Consider the following 16,869-nt stretch of genomic DNA (forward strand, 5'->3'; position numbering starts at 1 on the left):
TTGCGGCATGCAAAGATTACTGACCGCAGACGACTGGCTACGGTATGGATAATACGCCCCCGGAAGCGGAGGAAAGTGGACAGGCCTGTCCGGAAGAACAGGCCATTTTGCGTGGGAGACCAGGAATATTCCAGCGTAATCTGCAGCGCCACGATCAGGACAGACCTGCTGCGCGGCAGCGCCAGGGGGACTAGCGGAAAACCACCTGCGCCCAGCGGGCCAGCCCGGCGGTTACCGAGCCAAAATCATCGCCACCGGCCAGCGGAATACCGGGCAGCCGGGCCGCCAGCGCCTTTTTGATCAGCGGCGAGCGGGCGCTACCGCCGGTAAGATAGATCACATCCGGGGTGGTCTGGCTGCTATCGAGGGCGAGCTGCACCTGTTCCATAATGCGGGCCAGAGGCTGATCCAGCGCCGCTTCCAGACCCTGCTGAGCGATATCGGTAGCCAGCTCGTCCTGAATAAACGGCAGCGCGGTCTCAACGCGGGCGGCGCTGGAGAGGGCGATTTTGCTCTCTTCGGCGCTGCGCACCAGGCGATAGCTCAGACGCTGACGCCAGACCTTCAGCAGCAGGGCCACCTTATCGGCATCCCGGGCGCTGCGCAGCAGATCGTTCAGCAGTCGGCCATTGGCGGTACTGTAGAAATCGCTCTGCGCCGGGACGTCGTTGATCGCCACCGCATTCCACCACGGGAGGATCGGCAGCGCGGTGCCTTTCTCCGTTTCGCCGCCCATGCCGAGAAGGGGCATCAGGCATTTAAAGGCCAGGGCAATGTCGAGGTCGTTACCGCCGATGCGGCAGCCGCTGTGGCCGAGCAGGCTCTGCTGGCGGTCGGCGCGCTCCCGCCACTGCGGGCCCATCAGCAGCAGGGAACAGTCGGTGGTGCCGCCGCCGATATCGACGACCAGCACCCGCTTCTCTTCATTGAGGGTAGCTTCGAAATCCAGGCCGGCGGCCACCGGTTCAAACTGGAAGACCACGTCGCGAAAACCGGCGCGGAGGGCGGCCCGCTCAAGGATCCCCTGCGCCTGGGCGTTGGCGTCGTCGCCGCCGAGGCCCTGGAAGTTAATCGGTCGGCCAATCACCGCCTGGTCAATCTGCTCGGGCAGCTGGCTTTCCGCCTGCAGTTTGATGTGCAGCATCATGGCGCAGACCAGGTCTTCAAACAGGGCCACCTGCTGCGGCTTGAGGCCGCTGGCGCCGAGGAAGGACTTTGGCGATTTAACGAAGTAGACCTCTTGCGGATCTTCAACATATTGATGCAGTGAGGCGAGGCCGAACTGCACGCTGTTGCGCAGCACCTCGATGTCTTCGTCGCGGTTGGCGGCAATCGCCCGGCGCAGCAGCGCCTGGTTTTCGTCGCTGTGGGTAGGCACATTGTGATGGCGATAGAGCCACTCGCTGACCGCTTCGCGCGTCGGCGCGCAGAGCATCGAGGGCAGCAGCGCGCTGCCGTTTTCCAGCGTCAACAGCTGGGGCTTGTTTTCCCGCATCACGGCCACCGAACAGTTGGCGGTGCCGTAGTCAAAACCAATAAACATCGTCTGCAAAATCCCCATGCCGGTGAAGAAGGGGGGCGACTTTAGCGGATCGCCGTCATGCCGACAACCGGAATTTAAAAGCAAGGCGCTGACGGTGAAGGGCGACTATCATTGAAACGCTATATAAAGGAGAGCTTATGGTGTTGTTACCCTGGACCCCGCCTTACGACTGGGCGTGGATGGTTGGTTTTCTGCAGGCGCGTGCAGTCGCTGGCGTTGAGCGTTTTCATGACGGCGGCTACAGCCGCAGCTTTCGCGTAGCAGGCCACGGCGGGCTGATTCATCTGGCGCCGGACGAGGAGGCGCAGGGCCTGCGGGTGACGCTCTCCCCGGGGCTGCAGCCGGTGGCTGAGATCTGCTATGCGCGAATTGGCCAGCTGTTCGATCTGGCCTGCGACCCGCAGCAGGTCGCTCGCACGCTGGGCGACCTGGCGCAGGCGCGACCGGGGCTGCGCCTGCCCGGGGCGCTGGACGCTTTCGAACAGGCGGTGCGCGCGGTGCTCGGCCAGCTGGTGAGCGTGGCGATGGCCGCCCGGCTCACCGCCAAAGTGGCGGCCGGCTGGGGCGAACCGCTGGCGGACGCCCCCGGCTATGTCTTATTCCCGACGCCGGAGGCGCTCTCCCGGGCCGATCCGCAGGGGCTGAAGGCGCTGGGGATGCCGCTTCGCCGCGCGGAGGCGCTGATCCACCTCGCCCGGGCGGCGCTCAGCGGCGAGCTGCCCCTGACGGCGCCAGCGGACATCGACGCCGGGCTGCGTCAGCTGCAGACTCTGCCCGGGATTGGCCGCTGGACGGCAAACTACTTTGCCCTGCGCGGCTGGCAGGCGAAGGATATCTTTTTGCCGGACGACTACCTGATTAAACAGCGCTTTCCGGGAATGACGCCAGCCGCCATCGCCCGCTATGCCCGCCGCTGGCAGCCGATGCGATCTTATGCGCTGTTGCATATCTGGTATACCGATGACTGGGCGCCGGCGGCGGAATAGCCGTCCGGGGCGCATACCACTGGTATCGGGACGCTGAAATCCCTATAATTGCCGCGTTTGGCGGTCCGCCGCCACCCTCCATCTCTATCCAGGTTAATCAGGTCGCAAAAATTTATGACTGATATGTCCCATCAGTGCGTCATTGTAGGTATCGCCGGCGCATCGGCTTCTGGCAAAAGTCTTATTGCCAGTACTCTCTATCGCGAATTGCGTGAACAAGTTGGCGACGAACATATTGGCGTCATTCCAGAAGACAGCTATTACAAAGATCAAAGTCATCTGTCGATGGAAGAGCGCGTCAAAACCAACTATGACCACCCGAGCTCAATGGACCACAGTCTGTTGTTCCAGCACCTGCAGATGCTGAAAAGCGGCCAGCCGATTGAACTGCCGGTCTACAGCTACGTCGAGCATACCCGCACGCCGAACACCATTCACGTCGAGCCGAAGAAGGTGATTATTCTTGAAGGGATCCTGCTGCTGACCGACGCGCGTCTGCGTAACGAGCTCAACTTCTCTATTTTCGTCGACACCCCGCTCGATATTTGCCTGATGCGCCGCATTAAGCGCGACGTAAACGAGCGCGGCCGCTCCATGGACTCGGTGATGGCCCAGTATCAGAAAACCGTGCGCCCGATGTTCCTGCAGTTTATTGAGCCGTCGAAGCAGTATGCCGACATCATCGTGCCGCGCGGCGGCAAAAACCGCATCGCGATTGATATTCTGAAGGCCAAAATCAGTCAGTTCTTTGAATAACCTGGCCGAATTGTGTAACGTGCAAAGAGTAGCCCTGTTGCCCTCTCCGCCGCGAAGCGTGCGGGAAGCAGCCTTATAAGGAGAAAGCCCATGCGTCTGTGTGACCGAGATATCGAAGCCTGGTTGGATGAAGGGCGACTGGCCATCAATCCGCGCCCGCCCGTTGAGCGTATTAATGGCGCGACGGTTGATGTACGGCTGGGTAATAAATTCCGCACCTTCCGCGGCCACACGGCGCCGTTTATCGATTTAAGCGGCCCGAAGGCCGAGGTCAGCGCCGCGCTGGACCGCGTGATGAGCGAAGAGATCGTTCTGCCGGAAGGGGAGGCCTTTTTCCTGCATCCAGGCGAACTGGCGCTGGCGGTGACCTACGAGTCGGTCACCCTGCCTGCCGACCTGGTGGGCTGGCTTGACGGACGCTCCTCGCTGGCGCGCCTGGGGCTGATGGTGCACGTGACTGCGCACCGCATCGACCCGGGCTGGTCCGGCTGCATCGTGCTTGAGTTCTACAACTCCGGCAAACTGCCGCTGGCGCTGCGCCCGGGGATGCCCATCGGCGCGCTAAGCTTTGAACCCTTATCGGGCCCGGCGGCGCGGCCATATAATCGCCGTGAAGACGCCAAATATCGCGACCAACAGGGCGCGGTGGCGAGCCGAATCGACAAGGATTGATAACGTCAACGGGGTGTTGCTGAGGGTGCCATGAGACGAATACTGACAACGCTGATGATCCTGCTGGCGGTCATTGTCGCCGGGCTTACCTCGTTGGTATTGCTGGTCAATCCCAACGATTTTCGCGCCTATATGGTGCATCAGGTGGCAGAGCGCAGCGGTTATCAGCTTGAACTCGATGGCCCGTTGCGCTGGCACGTCTGGCCGCAGCTCAGCATTCTCAGCGGACGCATGACGCTGACCGCCCGAGGCGCCGAAGAGCCGGTGATCCGCGCCGACAACATGCGCCTCGACGTGGCGCTGTTGCCGCTGCTTTCGCACCAGCTGCAGGTGAAGCAGGTGATGCTCAAGGGGGCGGTGATCCAGCTGACCCCGAAAACCGAGGCGGTTCGCGACAGCGCCGCGCCGGTGGTGCCGCATGACAACACCCTGCCGCTGGCTCCGGAGGACCGCGGATGGTCCTACGATGTGCGCCAGCTGCAGGTGGCCGACAGCGTGCTCTTCTTCCAGCATGAGAACGGCGAGCAGGTGACCGTGCGCGACATCCGCCTGCAGATGGAGCAGGATGAGAACCACCGGGCCACCGTCGATTTCTCCGGCCGCGTCAACCGCGACCAGCGCGACCTGGCGCTGAGCTTCTCCGCCACCGTGCAGGGTGGCGACTATCCGCACTCGTTAAAAGCCGACTTTAGCCAGCTCAGCTGGCAGCTGCGCGGCGCCGAGCTGCCCCCCGACGGCATCAATGGTCAGGGGAGCCTGCAGGCCAGCTGGCAGGAAGATAGCAAAACCCTGCGTTTTGATAATCTGAACCTGATGGCCAGCGGCAGCACCCTCACCGGCAACGGCAGCGTGGTGCTGGGAGACCGCCCGGACTGGTCATTGGATCTGCACGCCACCACCCTGAATCTTGACAGTCTGCTGGCATCCTCTTCGCCGGCGACCGACAGCAGCGCCAGCCAGCAGGGCCAGAGCCAGACGCGACCGCTGCGTCCGGTGATCGCCGACAGCGATGAGCGCGAAGATTATCAGAGCCTGCGCGGCTTTAACGGCCGGATGGCCCTGAGCGCCGACCAGTTGCAGTGGCGCGGCCTGAACTTCACCCAGGTGCAGAGCGAAATCAGCAACCAGCAGGGGCTGCTGACGGTCAGCAAAATGCAGGGCAACCTCGACGGCGGGCAGCTCTCTCTCCCCGGCACTCTGGATGCCCGTGGCGACACGCCGCAGGCGACGTTCCAGCCGGCGCTGCAGAACGTGGAGATTGGTTCGCTGATCAAAGCCTTCAACTATTCATTAAGCCTGACCGGCAAGCTGTCGCTGACCGGCGAGTTTTCCGGAACGCGCATTGACGCGGATGATTTCCGCCGTCACTGGCAGGGCCAGGCGCAGCTCCAGATGACCGATACCCGAACCGAAGGACTTAACTTCCAGCAGCTGGTGCAACAGGCCGTGGAGCGCAGCACCAACGTGCGGGCGCAGGAAAACTATGACAATGCCACCCGCCTGGATGCCGTGAGCAGCCAGCTCACGCTGGATAACGGGCTGGTGACGCTGAACCGCCTGCAGGGGCAGTCCGATGTGATGGCGATGACCGGCGAAGGTCAGCTCGATCTGCAGAAAGAGAACTGCGATATGCGCTTTAACGTGCGCGTGCTCGGCGGCTGGAAAGGCGAGGGCAAACTTATCGACCGCCTGAAACAGACCGCTATCCCGCTGCGCATCTATGGCGACTGGCAGTCGCTGAGCTACAGCCTGCAGGTCGACCAGATCCTGCGCAAACAGCTACAGGATGAAGCGAAGCAGCGCCTCAACGACTGGGTCGAACGTAATAAAGGCAGCAAAGAGAGCAAAGACGCCAAAAAGCTGCTCGATAAGCTGTAATTGTCCAGACCAGCAGCCCGGGAGTTCCGGGCTGTGTCATTGTCGTCAAAGTGTGATGTCATGTTGATGACTGGCGGCGGCTACGCCTGATCCGGCCAGGGTTGTGCGGCAGGGGGTAATTCCCCGGTTTGTGTCGCCATTCCGTAGGCCTGATAAGCGAAGCGCCATCAGGCAGTGTGGCGGCTGTAGAGCATCAATTCCCTGTGATGTGAGCATGTCGTCAAAGTGTGATGTCACGTTAATGCCGGGCGGCGGCTACGCTTGACTCCGCCTGGGTTGTGCAGCAGGGGGTAATTCCCCGGTTTGTGTCGCCTATTCCGTAGGCCTGATAAGCGAAGCGCCATCAGGCAATAAACAGGGTACCTGGCTATCAATTTTACGGCCCGGGATACCCCGGGCCGTTATTTATCCCTTAGGATTACACCTCATAATCCAGCTCTTCCTGCTTTACCGGCGGGACGATCTGCACCTTTTGCACCCGATGGCTGTCGACCTGCAGCGTGCGCAGGGTATAACCGTCAATCTCAATGGTTTCCCCCACCTGCGGCACATGCTGCAGATACTCCATCAGCAGACCGGCAACGGTGTGGTACTCACGTTTATCATCCAGTGGCAGCGGAACGTACTGCACCAGATCCTCCAGCGGCATATGGCCGTTAACCGTCCACGAACCGTCCTGATGATGCTGAATATCGTGCCGGGCGTCGATCTCCTCCACCTCGTTGGGCAGGTTGCCGGCGATGGTCTCCATCACGTCGCTCAGGGTCACAATCCCCTCGACGGAGCCAAACTCGTCCACCACAAAGGCAAAGTGGGTGCGGGCCTGACGGAACTGCTCGAGCGCGGAGAGGAGCGGCAGCCCCTCCGGAAAGACCAGCGGCTGTCGCACCAGCGCCTGCAGATCCAGCGGCTCCTGGCGCAGGGACTGCTGGAGCAGGTCGATTACATGCACCACTCCCAGCAGGTCTTCATTATCTTTCCCGCCGGTCACCACCAGGCGGGTATGCTGATTTTTTTCCACCAGGCTGCGGATCTCTTCCTCCGGCGCGCTGAGGTTGATGCGCTCGATATCATGGCGCGACGTCATAATACTGCTGACGCTGCGCTGATTCAGGTTCAGCACCCGCTCAATCATCAAGCGTTCCTGCGGATTAAACAGTGGATGATGATCCTGATCGGCGACTAGTGACGCTGTGTCAGCATCCAGTTCAGCTTTTTCTTTCTGACCGCTCAGCAGGCTCATCACCGCCTCGGTGGTGCGCTGACGCAGCGTCATATTGGCGGAAAGAAAGCGACGGCGGTTAAACAGCGCCAGCTGGTTAAGGGCTTCAATCATCACCGAGAAGCCAATTGCCGCATATAAATAGCCTTTCGGAATAATAAAGCTGAAGCCTTCAGCAATCAGGCTGAAGCCGATCATCAGCAGGAAGCTAAGACAGAGGATCACGATGGTCGGATGGCTGTTAACAAAGCGCGTCAGCGCCTTGCTGGCCATCAACATCAGGCTGATAGCGATAACCACGGCGGCCATCATCACCGCCAGGTGGTCGACCATGCCGACGGCGGTGATCACCGAGTCGAGGGAGAAAATGGCGTCGAGCACCACGATCTGCGCCACCACGGCCCAGAATTTCGCCCCTTTGCGCTGGGTGGGGTTATCGCTGTCTTTCCCCTCCAGCCGCTCATTAAGCTCAACGGTCGCTTTGAACAGCAGGAATAAGCCGCCAAACAGCATGATTAAATCGCGGGCGCTAAAGCTGAAGTCGCGAAAAGCGATTAACGGTTTGGTCAGGGTGACCAGCCAGGAGATAGAGGCCAGCAGCAGGAGACGCATGACCATCGCCAGCATCAGACCAGTGATCCGCGCGCGGTCGCGCTGGGCGGGCGGGAGCTTCTCGGCGAGGATAGCGATAAAGACCAGGTTATCGATGCCCAACACCAGTTCGATAACCACCAGCGTGACGAGACCTGCCCAGATTGACGGATCGGCAATCCATTCCATATGTATTAAAACCTGTACGACTGCGGTATGTGTTACCACGATCATGGATAAGATGAGTCTAAAATGCAATAACGACGCGGATATCGCCCTGCCATGGATGGATATATTTCCAGCACATAAAGCGAACCGATAAGAATTATGTTCCGGTAAAGAACAGTGAAAAAATAACATCATGGCCACTGCTCTGGAATAAGCGAGCCGGTATAAGAACTTTTCGGCTGCGTATCAGCGAGGGCGGTAAAAGGGCTTCATCCCACGGTTCGTTACGGCGAGCATTGACGCGCACAGGAGAAGCGAAGCGCGAAGCCCGCTCACAAAACCGGCAAAATTCATATTATGAAGTGAGCGCAGAATAGGGCAGATCGCAGTTCATAGACGCGGAATTGCGGTAATATGTCACCATATCTGGCTGTTTATGCTGAAATATATTGTCTGGCAAAATTTATTTTCTATATCTATTCTTTGCGGGCACAGGCGCGGCGTGGCGGGCACGGCGCCCCGGAAAGCCCGCCTGGCGCGCCTCTCCGCCACATGGCGCCATGCATGAAACGAGCCGCTGAATAACCTGAGCGAAAATAAGATTATTCTCAGCTCTAACTGTTGGTAAATGGAAGTTGTGTGTATTCTTTTACGTGACAGTGAATTTAAGAATTTGGCGGGCAGATGCCCGGGCAGTATCCGTGTATTATCAGTTTCAATGGATTTGTGACATGTACAATTTTGCATAACTGCGTGTTTTGCAACCAAACAGGTGAAGATGAATATGGCGAATTTGAAAGCGGTTATTCCGGTCGCAGGACTAGGCATGCATATGCTGCCGGCCACAAAGGCAATTCCAAAGGAGATGCTGCCGATCGTTGATAAGCCAATGATTCAGTACATCGTTGATGAAATCGTCGCCGCCGGGATCAAAGAGATTGTCCTGGTGACGCACTCCTCGAAGAACGCGGTGGAAAACCACTTCGACACCTCCTACGAGCTGGAAGCCCTGCTTGAGCAGCGCGTGAAGCGCCAGCTGCTGGCGGAAGTCCAGGCCATTTGCCCGCCGGGCGTAACTATCATGAACGTGCGCCAGGCGCAGCCGCTAGGTCTCGGCCACTCCATCCTCTGCGCCCGCCCGGTAGTCGGAGACAACCCGTTTGTCGTGGTGCTGCCAGATATCATCCTCGACGGCGGCACTGCGGACCCGCTGCGCTATAACCTCGCCGCCATGGTCGCCCGCTTTAACGAGACCGGTCGCAGCCAGGTGCTGGCGAAACGCATGCCGGGGGATCTCTCCGAATATTCCGTGATTCAGACCAAAGAGCCGATGGTGGCGGAAGGGCAGGTAGCGCGTATCGTTGAGTTTATTGAAAAACCGGACGAGCCGCAGACCCTGGACTCCGACCTGATGGCGGTGGGCCGCTACGTGCTGTCGGCGGATATCTGGGCCGAACTGGAGCGTACCGAACCGGGTGCCTGGGGCCGTATCCAGCTGACCGACGCCATTGCCGAACTGGCGAAAAAGCAGTCTGTTGACGCGATGCTGATGACCGGCGAAAGCTATGACTGCGGTAAGAAAATGGGCTATATGCAGGCCTTCGTCACCTACGGAATGCGTAACCTGAAAGAAGGTGCCAAATTCCGCGAAAGCATTAAAAAACTGCTGGCCTGACCGCTGGCGTAAAGATGAGCGGCAGGGCAGAACCTTTCGCCACGCCGCTCATAACGTTATGCAGAAATTATTCATAACGTGAATGTTATAACGATTGTAAAGAAACGTATGGCTTCGGAGACTTCTTGTAGTTTGTCTCTGGCCTCTGTGGTGCAATGGTCGGAGTAGCGGCAATAATGCTTTATGAATAGTCACTTAGTGCGACAATTCCTAAAGTGCAGGGAAAGCGGTCAACGTCAGCAGAAAATAAAACTTGACTGCGATCATGTTTCCGCTTTAAACATCTCACTTGCATGCATAAAAATGTGAAATGAATTGGCATGCGAGCTGGTACAGACATTACGGATAATCCCTGAGCACGGCAGTGGACATCATCGAAGGATCACAGGTATATGAACTGGCAACTCATCTCATTTTTTGGCGATAGCACCGTTTTGCTGCCCAGCGCAGCGGCGCTGTTTATGGTCCTGATGCTGCGTAAAACGTCGCGGTTGCTGGCGTGGCAGTGGAGTTTGCTGTTCGGCATCACCGGCGCTATTGTCTGCGCCTCCAAACTGGCCTTTATGGGCTGGGGACTGGGTATTCGCGAGTTGGATTACACCGGCTTCAGCGGCCACTCAGCGCTCTCCGCGGCCTTCTGGCCTATCTTCTTATGGCTGCTTAGCGCCCGTTTTTCGGCGGGTGTGCAAAAAGCAGCTGTCGCCGCCGGCTATGCTTTAGCCGCAGTGGTGGGGTATTCACGGCTGGTCATCCATGCGCATTCCGTCTCGGAAGTGATCGCTGGCCTGCTGCTCGGTGCTGCTGGCAGCGCTTTGTTCCTGCTGCTGCAAAAACGTACCACCCATTCGGAAAGCCTAAGTATTTCCTGGGGCGGCGTCGCGTGCCTGGTGATGGTCCCCCTTATCCTGTTGCATAGCGGCAATAAAGCGCCGACTCAGTCCCTGCTGGGGCAAATCGCCACTGCAATTGGACCTCTGGATAAACCCTTTACGCGTAACGATCTACATAAGCAGGCCTGGTAATCGCCATTTGTTTTACAGGGGAAATTAAGTTTTCGCCGGTTAATTAGACAAATAAGAAAAGAATCTACTATATGACAGGCAATTGATAATTCATATTTATGAAATAATGAAGTGCTACTACATTGCTATTTCATATTCGCCTGGATATAGCGGGTATGAGACGTTTCTTAAATGCACTGAGAAAGGACCTGGAGCACGTCTGCTGAATATTCTGATACCAGGAAACTATTAGAAATTGTAGTTGACTTAGACGCCATCATCTGATTTTTGAATGACGCGACCTTTCCGTAAAATATCTTGTTTTACAGATGGTTAGTCTCATGCTTGATAGGATGGCAACAACGCTTCACTGTATGGCCGATTAGCGTAGTGAATAATCTTAAGCGTTGACCCGCTTATTTTCGCCAATAAAAGGGTAAGCGGCATTAATTGGCAGATATTCGGCAGCAAGACTCCCAATTGTGACCGAAATCCCGTAGACTTAACGCCGCAAAAATAAAGGCCTGACCAATTTATCACCCACAGGCCGATAAATACGCCGTTCAGGTAGTCAGTGCGCTGGTAGCTGTTAAGCCAGGGGCGGTAGCGTCGCTGAAACCACCTGCTGCAACACAAAACACCTTCTTTGAACGGCTATAAAAATCGACACTCTCTGGGTGATTAACGCGATGAGATATCTATGATGCTTATCAAATATCCTCAAAAAGGGTCAGGAGCGGCTGCTGATATCACCTTTAAACCAACTTTCCCGTCTCATCGATAGCCTGTAGGGTAAAATTCGCCTACATTGTGAGCTGGGTGGATGTTATAAGGGTTACAAGCAGCTTAGGGTAACTGTACTTGCCTCGCCGGTGTTGCACAGTGAAGTCAGCTGGTGCCGCGAGCGCTTTCTATCTTGGTATTCCCCTCATTCTCATTGAGATACGACAGCGGGGCTGAAAATGGATCTTGTACAATGATAAAAATTGCGCGCATTGCCGTGACGTTGGGTTTGCTTTCCTCACTGGGAGCCCAGGCTTACGCGGCCGGGTTAGTGGTAAATGACAATGACTTGCGTAACGACCTTGCCTGGCTTTCCGATCGGGGGGTCATCCATCTGAGCCTGTCGACCTGGCCGCTAAGTCAGGAAGAGATCGCCCGGGCGCTAAAAAAGGCCAAACCTTCCTATTCTTCTGAGCAAGTGGTGCTGGCTCGTATCAATCAGCGACTGTCAGCGTTAAAAGCCGATTTCCGGGTCACCGGCTACACCTCAACCGACCAACCGGGCACTCCGCAGGGGTTTGGTCAGACGCAGTCGGCAGATAACTCGTTAGGCCTGGCGTTTAATAACAGCGGCGAGTGGTGGGATGTCCATCTCCAGGGCAACGTCGAAGGGGGGGAACGGATCAGCAACGGATCGCGCTTCAACGCCAACGGCGCCTACGGTGCGGTGAAGTTCTGGAACCAGTGGCTCTCCTTTGGCCAGGTACCCCAGTGGTGGGGGCCCGGGTATGAAGGCAGCCTGATCCGTGGGGATGCAATGCGGCCGATGACCGGCTTCCTGATGCAGCGGGCAGAGCAGGCGGCTCCAGAGACCTGGTGGTTACGCTGGGTGGGTCCATGGCAGTACCAGATCTCCGCCAGCCAGATGAATCAATATACCGCGGTACCTCATGCCAAAATTATCGGCGGACGCTTTACCTTCACGCCGTTCCAGTCATTAGAATTAGGTGCGTCGCGTATTATGCAGTGGGGCGGGGAAGGGCGCCCTGAATCACTCAGCAACTTCTGGGATGGTTTAACCGGTAAAGATAATACCGCCGCGAATGATCCTAATGAACCGGGCAATCAACTGGCCGGTTTTGACTTTAAGTTCAAACTGGAACCGACGCTTGGCTGGCCGGTAAGCTTCTACGGACAGATGATCGGTGAGGATGAGTCGGGTTTTCTTCCATCGTCTAATATGTTCCTGGGAGGGGTGGAAGGGCACCACGGCTGGGGTAAGGATGCTGTTAACTGGTACGTGGAAGCACATGACACGCGCACCAATATGAGCCGAACCAATTACAGCTATACCCATCATATCTATACCGATGGTTATTACCAGCAGGGCTATCCGCTGGGTGATGCGATGGGTGGGGATGGTCAACTCATCGCCGGAAAGGTTGAGCTTATTACGGAGGATAACCAGCGCTGGAGCACGCGCTTAGTATACGCGAAGGTTAACCCTGAGAATCAGTTGATCAACAAAGCGTTCCCTCATGCGGATACTCTAAAAGGTGTACAGCTGGGGTGGAGCGGAGATGTTTATCAGTCGGTTCGTCTGAATACCTCACTGTGGTACACCAACGCTAACAATAGCGACAGCGACGACGTTGGGGCCAGCGCAGGGATAGAAATACCGTTTAGTTTATAAGGCTGAATGCTGAAAACAGGGGAGAGAGGGTGGTAGCGCTGCAGGACGCAGTCAGCTTTTATCTTTCCACAAGCCGGCAGGGAAGTAACGGCTATGACAGCTGCTCAGGAATTGGCAAATTTTGATTTACTGATGATGTGACATTATGAAGAAAAAACTTGTTAGATTTTCGGCATTAGCGTTGGCAATTGGGTTTTTATCGGGTTGTACGATTATTCCTGGGCAGGGATTAAATAGCCTGCGTAAGAATGTGGTTGAACTACCAGACAGCGACTACGATCTGGATAAGCTGGTTAATGTTTACCCTATGACTCCCGGCCTAATCGATCAACTGCGTCCGGAGACCGTTCTTGCTCGTCCAAACCCGCAGCTGGATAATTTACTTCGTAGCTATGAATATCGCATTGGGGTAGGTGACGTACTGATGGTTACTGTATGGGATCACCCGGAATTGACTACTCCTGCTGGGCAATACCGCAGCGCCAGCGATACCGGTAACTGGGTAAACTCCGATGGCACCATTTTTTATCCATATATCGGTAAGGTGCAGGTGGCAGGCAAGACATTAAGCCAGGTACGCCAGGATATAGCCAGCCGTTTAACCACTTATATCGAAAGCCCACAGGTTGACGTCAGTATTGCTGCCTTTAGATCGCAGAAAACTTATGTTACTGGCGAAGTTATGAAGTCAGGCCAGCAGCCGATTACGAATATTCCATTAACTGTGATGGATGCGATCAATAATGCTGGTGGACTGGGGCCTGAGGCTGACTGGCGGAACGTTGTGCTAACGCATAATGGGAAAGATACAAAAATCTCACTTTATGCCTTAATGCAAAAAGGAGATTTGTCACAAAACCATCTTTTATACCCGGGCGACATTTTATTTGTTCCGCGTAATGATGATCTAAAAGTCTTTGTTATGGGTGAGGTTGGTAAACAAGCAACCATGAAGATGGACCGTAGTGGTATGACTTTAGCTGAAGCATTAGGTAATGCTGAAGGAATTTCACAAGAAATGAGTGATGCGACCGGTGTGTTCGTTATCCGGCAATTGAAAGGCGACAAACAAGGAAAGATTGCAAATATTTATCAGTTAAATGCACAAGATGCATCCGCTATGGTGTTAGGTACTGAATTCCATCTGCAACCTTATGATATTGTTTATGTTACCACCGCTCCATTGGTTCGTTGGAACCGTGTAATATCACAACTTGTACCAACAATTACAGGTGTTCATGATATGACAGAAACCGGGAAATTTATAAGGACGTGGTGATATATGTTTGATTCAATTTTAGTTATTTGCACAGGAAATATTTGCCGCTCCCCAATAGCTGAGAGAATACTTCGTGGACTCTTCATAAACAAGAAAATCGATTCAGCAGGGGTAGCTGCGCTGGTTGATCATCCAGCAGATGAATCTGCAATTAGAGTTGCAGAGAAACATGATATAAAACTTGATGGACATAAAGGGAAACAGTTCACTTCGAAGTTAGGAAGAGAATATGATCTCATACTGGTAATGGAACATTATCATTTAGAACAAGTAACTAATATTGCGCCAGAAGTTCGTGGAAAGACAATGCTTTTAGGGCACTGGTTAAACCAGAAAGAAATTCCTGACCCCTATAAGAAAAGTGACGAAGCATTCGAGTCAGTATATGAACTCATTGTCCAGAGCAGTAATAGTTGGGTTGATAAATTAGACAGATAAGATCAGGAAAATACTAATGACTTCAGTTATAAAAAATAACTCTCCTACCACAGATTCTGATGCAATTGAAATAGGAAGATTAATCGGGGAGTTAATTGATCACCGCAAACTAATAATTGCTGTTACATCCGCATTTACAGTATTAGCTGTTTTGTATGCACTTTTGGCTACGCCAATTTATCAAGCTAACGCTTTGATTCAAGTAGAGCAAAAGCAAGGAAACGCCATTCTTAACAGCTTGACTCAGATGCTACCAGATGCGCAACCACAATCAGCTCCAGAAATTGCTTTATTACAATCAAGAATGATCCTTGGTAAGACGGTAACTGATCTTGATTTGCAAACTGTAGTAAAGCAAAAATATTTTCCAATCATCGGACGTGGCTTAGCCCGTGCACTAGGTGAAAGTAATGGGAAAATTAGTATAACAAGATTATATCTTCCTGGTTCAGATGATGCAGATGCGCCAAAAGTTATTCTCACAGTTATAGATAATGAGGAATATGAAATAACAGGAGATGATTTTACAGTTCATGGTAAAGTTGGCGAATTACTTGAAGATAAAAATATCTCAATATTAGTCAATGAAATTAAGGCTGAACCAGGGACCAAATTTAATGTTATATACAGATCACGTTTAAAAGCGATTAATGATCTACAGGAAGTATTAAGCGTATCCGATCAAGGAAAAGATACAGGTATGCTAACGTTAATGCTTTCAGGAGATGACCCAGCTCTAATTTCTAATATACTAAATAGTATTAGTCAAAATTATTTAGCACAAAACGTCGCAAGACAGGCTGCACAAGATGCTAAGAGTTTGGAATTTCTGAATCAGCAGTTACCAAAAGTTCGCTCTGACTTAGATATTGCTGAAAATAAATTAAACGCTTATCGACAAATGAAGGATTCTGTCGATTTGTCTATGGAAGCCCGCTCGGTATTAAGTCAAATAGTTAACGTAGACAATCAATTGAATGAATTAACATTTAGAGAAGCCGAGATTTCGCAGTTATATAAAAAAGAACACCCCACTTATAAAGCGCTTATTGAAAAAAGACAAATATTACAAGAGGAAAAAAATAAGCTGAATAAAAAAGTAAGTGATATGCCAACCACTCAACAAGAAGTATTGAGATTGAGTAGAGATGTCGAATCTGGTAGAGCTGTTTATATGCAATTGCTCAATAGGCAGCAGGAATTAAGTATTGCAAAATCTAGCGCTATTGGTAACGTACGAATAATCGATAATGCAGTAACAGAACCAAAACCTATTAAACCTAAAAAACTAATGATTGTGGCAATAGGCGTATTCTTAGGCTTACTGGTATCTGTAGGTTTAGTTCTATTAAATGTATTTCTACGAAGAGGCATTGAATCTCCAGAGCAATTAGAAGATATGGGGGTTAACGTTTATGCAAGTGTCCCTGTATCAGAGTGGTTAACTAAAAATGTTGGTAAAAATAAACGGCGCAAAAATGAATCAGATGCACTTCTTGCTATAGAAAACCCAGCAGATCTTGCAGTTGAAGCTATACGGAGTTTACGGACAAGTCTTCATTTTGCAATGATGGAGGCCAAAAATAATGTATTAATGATTTCTGGAGCAAGTCCTAATGCTGGTAAGACATTCATTAGTACAAATTTAGCGGCAATCATTGCATCTACTGGTAAAAAAATATTATTTATAGATGCAGATCTCCGAAAAGGCTATGTCCATAAAATGTTAGGGTTTAGTGAAAGTGCTGGTTTATCCAACATCCTTTCAGGTCAGAAAAAAATTGAAGATGTTGTTACTACTGTTAAAAATGCAGGTTTTGATTATATAAGTCGTGGTAATATCCCACCTAATCCGGCCGAACTACTGATGCATCCAAGATTTGAAAATCTTCTAACTTGGGCTACAAATAATTATGAGTTGGTTATTATTGACACACCACCAATCCTTGCTGTTACAGATGCTGCAATAATAGGAAAGTATGCTGGAACAACATTACTGGTTGCAAGATTTGAGTCAAATACTGTAAAAGAAATTTCGGTCAGTATCAAACGATTTGAACAAAGTGGTATTGCAATTAAAGGATGTATTTTGAATGGTGTCGTGAGAAAAGCAAGTAGCTATTATAGTTATGGCTATAATCACTATGGCTATTCATATACTGATAAGAAATAAATTAACTCAGGCCCGTGTAACGGGCCAATCCTATACATAGCCTGTAAGGAAACTTAACAATGCTAATATTT

11 protein-coding genes and 1 pseudogene are annotated in these 16,869 nt (G+C 52.9%); 10 read left to right on the top strand and 2 right to left on the bottom strand.

The features are described from left to right. Window positions 1-190: 190 nt before the first annotated feature. Complete coding sequence (gene yegD, locus KHQ24_RS20485) at window positions 191-1,543, bottom strand: molecular chaperone (protein ID WP_064157328.1); 1,353 nt, start codon at window positions 1,541-1,543, stop codon at window positions 191-193. Between the two features lie 137 nt (window positions 1,544-1,680). On the opposite strand from yegD, the gene alkA reads away from it, so the two are divergent. The 4 genes from alkA (at window position 1,681) to asmA (ending at window position 5,835) form a co-directional block, all read left to right on the top strand. Continuing rightward, complete coding sequence (gene alkA / locus KHQ24_RS20490) at window positions 1,681-2,529, top strand: DNA-3-methyladenine glycosylase 2 (RefSeq protein ID WP_048295154.1); 849 nt, start codon at window positions 1,681-1,683, stop codon at window positions 2,527-2,529. Between the two features lie 114 nt (window positions 2,530-2,643). After that, the gene (gene udk, locus KHQ24_RS20495; RefSeq protein ID WP_002912442.1) at window positions 2,644-3,285 is read left to right on the top strand and encodes a uridine kinase; all 642 of its coding nucleotides are present in this window, start codon (window positions 2,644-2,646) and stop codon (window positions 3,283-3,285) included. Between the two features lie 90 nt (window positions 3,286-3,375). Then, entirely contained in the window at window positions 3,376-3,957 is a 582-nt protein-coding gene (gene dcd / locus KHQ24_RS20500; protein WP_004151145.1) for a dCTP deaminase, read from the top strand. 30 nt (window positions 3,958-3,987) lie between these two features. Continuing rightward, window positions 3,988-5,835: an outer membrane assembly protein AsmA gene (gene asmA / locus KHQ24_RS20505; RefSeq protein WP_004201544.1), complete on the top strand. Its 1,848-nt coding sequence runs from the start codon at window positions 3,988-3,990 to the stop codon at window positions 5,833-5,835. A gap of 418 nt (window positions 5,836-6,253) precedes the next feature. Here the strand turns inward: asmA and KHQ24_RS20510 are convergent, their stop codons facing one another. Beyond that, complete coding sequence (locus KHQ24_RS20510) at window positions 6,254-7,837, bottom strand: TerC family protein (protein WP_048295153.1); 1,584 nt, start codon at window positions 7,835-7,837, stop codon at window positions 6,254-6,256. A gap of 757 nt (window positions 7,838-8,594) precedes the next feature. Here KHQ24_RS20510 and galF point away from each other — a divergent pair. The 6 genes and pseudogenes from galF (at window position 8,595) to KHQ24_RS20540 (ending at window position 16,798) form a co-directional block, all read left to right on the top strand. Next, window positions 8,595-9,568 (top strand): annotated as a pseudogene (galF, locus tag KHQ24_RS20515) (GalU regulator GalF). Between the two features lie 315 nt (window positions 9,569-9,883). Beyond that, entirely contained in the window at window positions 9,884-10,513 is a 630-nt protein-coding gene (locus KHQ24_RS20520) for a phosphatase PAP2 family protein (RefSeq protein WP_192137355.1), read from the top strand. A 955-nt stretch (window positions 10,514-11,468) separates the two neighbouring features. After that, on the top strand, window positions 11,469-12,908 hold the full coding sequence (locus tag KHQ24_RS20525; protein WP_004201538.1) for a capsule assembly Wzi family protein: 1,440 nt from the start codon (window positions 11,469-11,471) through the stop codon (window positions 12,906-12,908). Window positions 12,909-13,053: 145 nt separating this feature from the next. After that, window positions 13,054-14,187, top strand: a complete 1,134-nt coding sequence (locus tag KHQ24_RS20530) for a polysaccharide export protein (protein WP_004201536.1) — start codon at window positions 13,054-13,056, stop codon at window positions 14,185-14,187. 3 nt (window positions 14,188-14,190) lie between these two features. Continuing rightward, complete coding sequence (locus KHQ24_RS20535) at window positions 14,191-14,625, top strand: protein-tyrosine-phosphatase (protein WP_004201535.1); 435 nt, start codon at window positions 14,191-14,193, stop codon at window positions 14,623-14,625. Between the two features lie 16 nt (window positions 14,626-14,641). Then, window positions 14,642-16,798: a polysaccharide biosynthesis tyrosine autokinase gene (locus KHQ24_RS20540; protein ID WP_004201534.1), complete on the top strand. Its 2,157-nt coding sequence runs from the start codon at window positions 14,642-14,644 to the stop codon at window positions 16,796-16,798. Window positions 16,799-16,869 lie beyond the last annotated feature (71 nt).

The organism is Klebsiella sp. 54 (genome assembly GCF_018223875.1).
In the GTDB taxonomy this organism is placed as follows: Bacteria; Pseudomonadota; Gammaproteobacteria; order Enterobacterales; family Enterobacteriaceae; genus Klebsiella; species Klebsiella quasipneumoniae.

Excerpts from the sequence above, each read along its gene's own strand:
- yegD (WP_064157328.1), bottom strand. The coding sequence starts at position 1,543 with ATGTTTATTGGTTTTGACTACGGCACCGCCAACTGTTCGGTGGCCGTG.
- alkA (WP_048295154.1), top strand. The coding sequence starts at position 1,681 with ATGGTGTTGTTACCCTGGACCCCGCCTTACGACTGGGCGTGGATGGTT.
- udk (WP_002912442.1), top strand. The coding sequence starts at position 2,644 with ATGACTGATATGTCCCATCAGTGCGTCATTGTAGGTATCGCCGGCGCA.
- dcd (WP_004151145.1), top strand. The coding sequence starts at position 3,376 with ATGCGTCTGTGTGACCGAGATATCGAAGCCTGGTTGGATGAAGGGCGA.
- asmA (WP_004201544.1), top strand. The coding sequence starts at position 3,988 with ATGAGACGAATACTGACAACGCTGATGATCCTGCTGGCGGTCATTGTC.
- KHQ24_RS20510 (WP_048295153.1), bottom strand. The coding sequence starts at position 7,837 with ATGGAATGGATTGCCGATCCGTCAATCTGGGCAGGTCTCGTCACGCTG.
- KHQ24_RS20520 (WP_192137355.1), top strand. The coding sequence starts at position 9,884 with ATGAACTGGCAACTCATCTCATTTTTTGGCGATAGCACCGTTTTGCTG.
- KHQ24_RS20525 (WP_004201538.1), top strand. The coding sequence starts at position 11,469 with ATGATAAAAATTGCGCGCATTGCCGTGACGTTGGGTTTGCTTTCCTCA.
- KHQ24_RS20530 (WP_004201536.1), top strand. The coding sequence starts at position 13,054 with ATGAAGAAAAAACTTGTTAGATTTTCGGCATTAGCGTTGGCAATTGGG.
- KHQ24_RS20535 (WP_004201535.1), top strand. The coding sequence starts at position 14,191 with ATGTTTGATTCAATTTTAGTTATTTGCACAGGAAATATTTGCCGCTCC.
- KHQ24_RS20540 (WP_004201534.1), top strand. The coding sequence starts at position 14,642 with ATGACTTCAGTTATAAAAAATAACTCTCCTACCACAGATTCTGATGCA.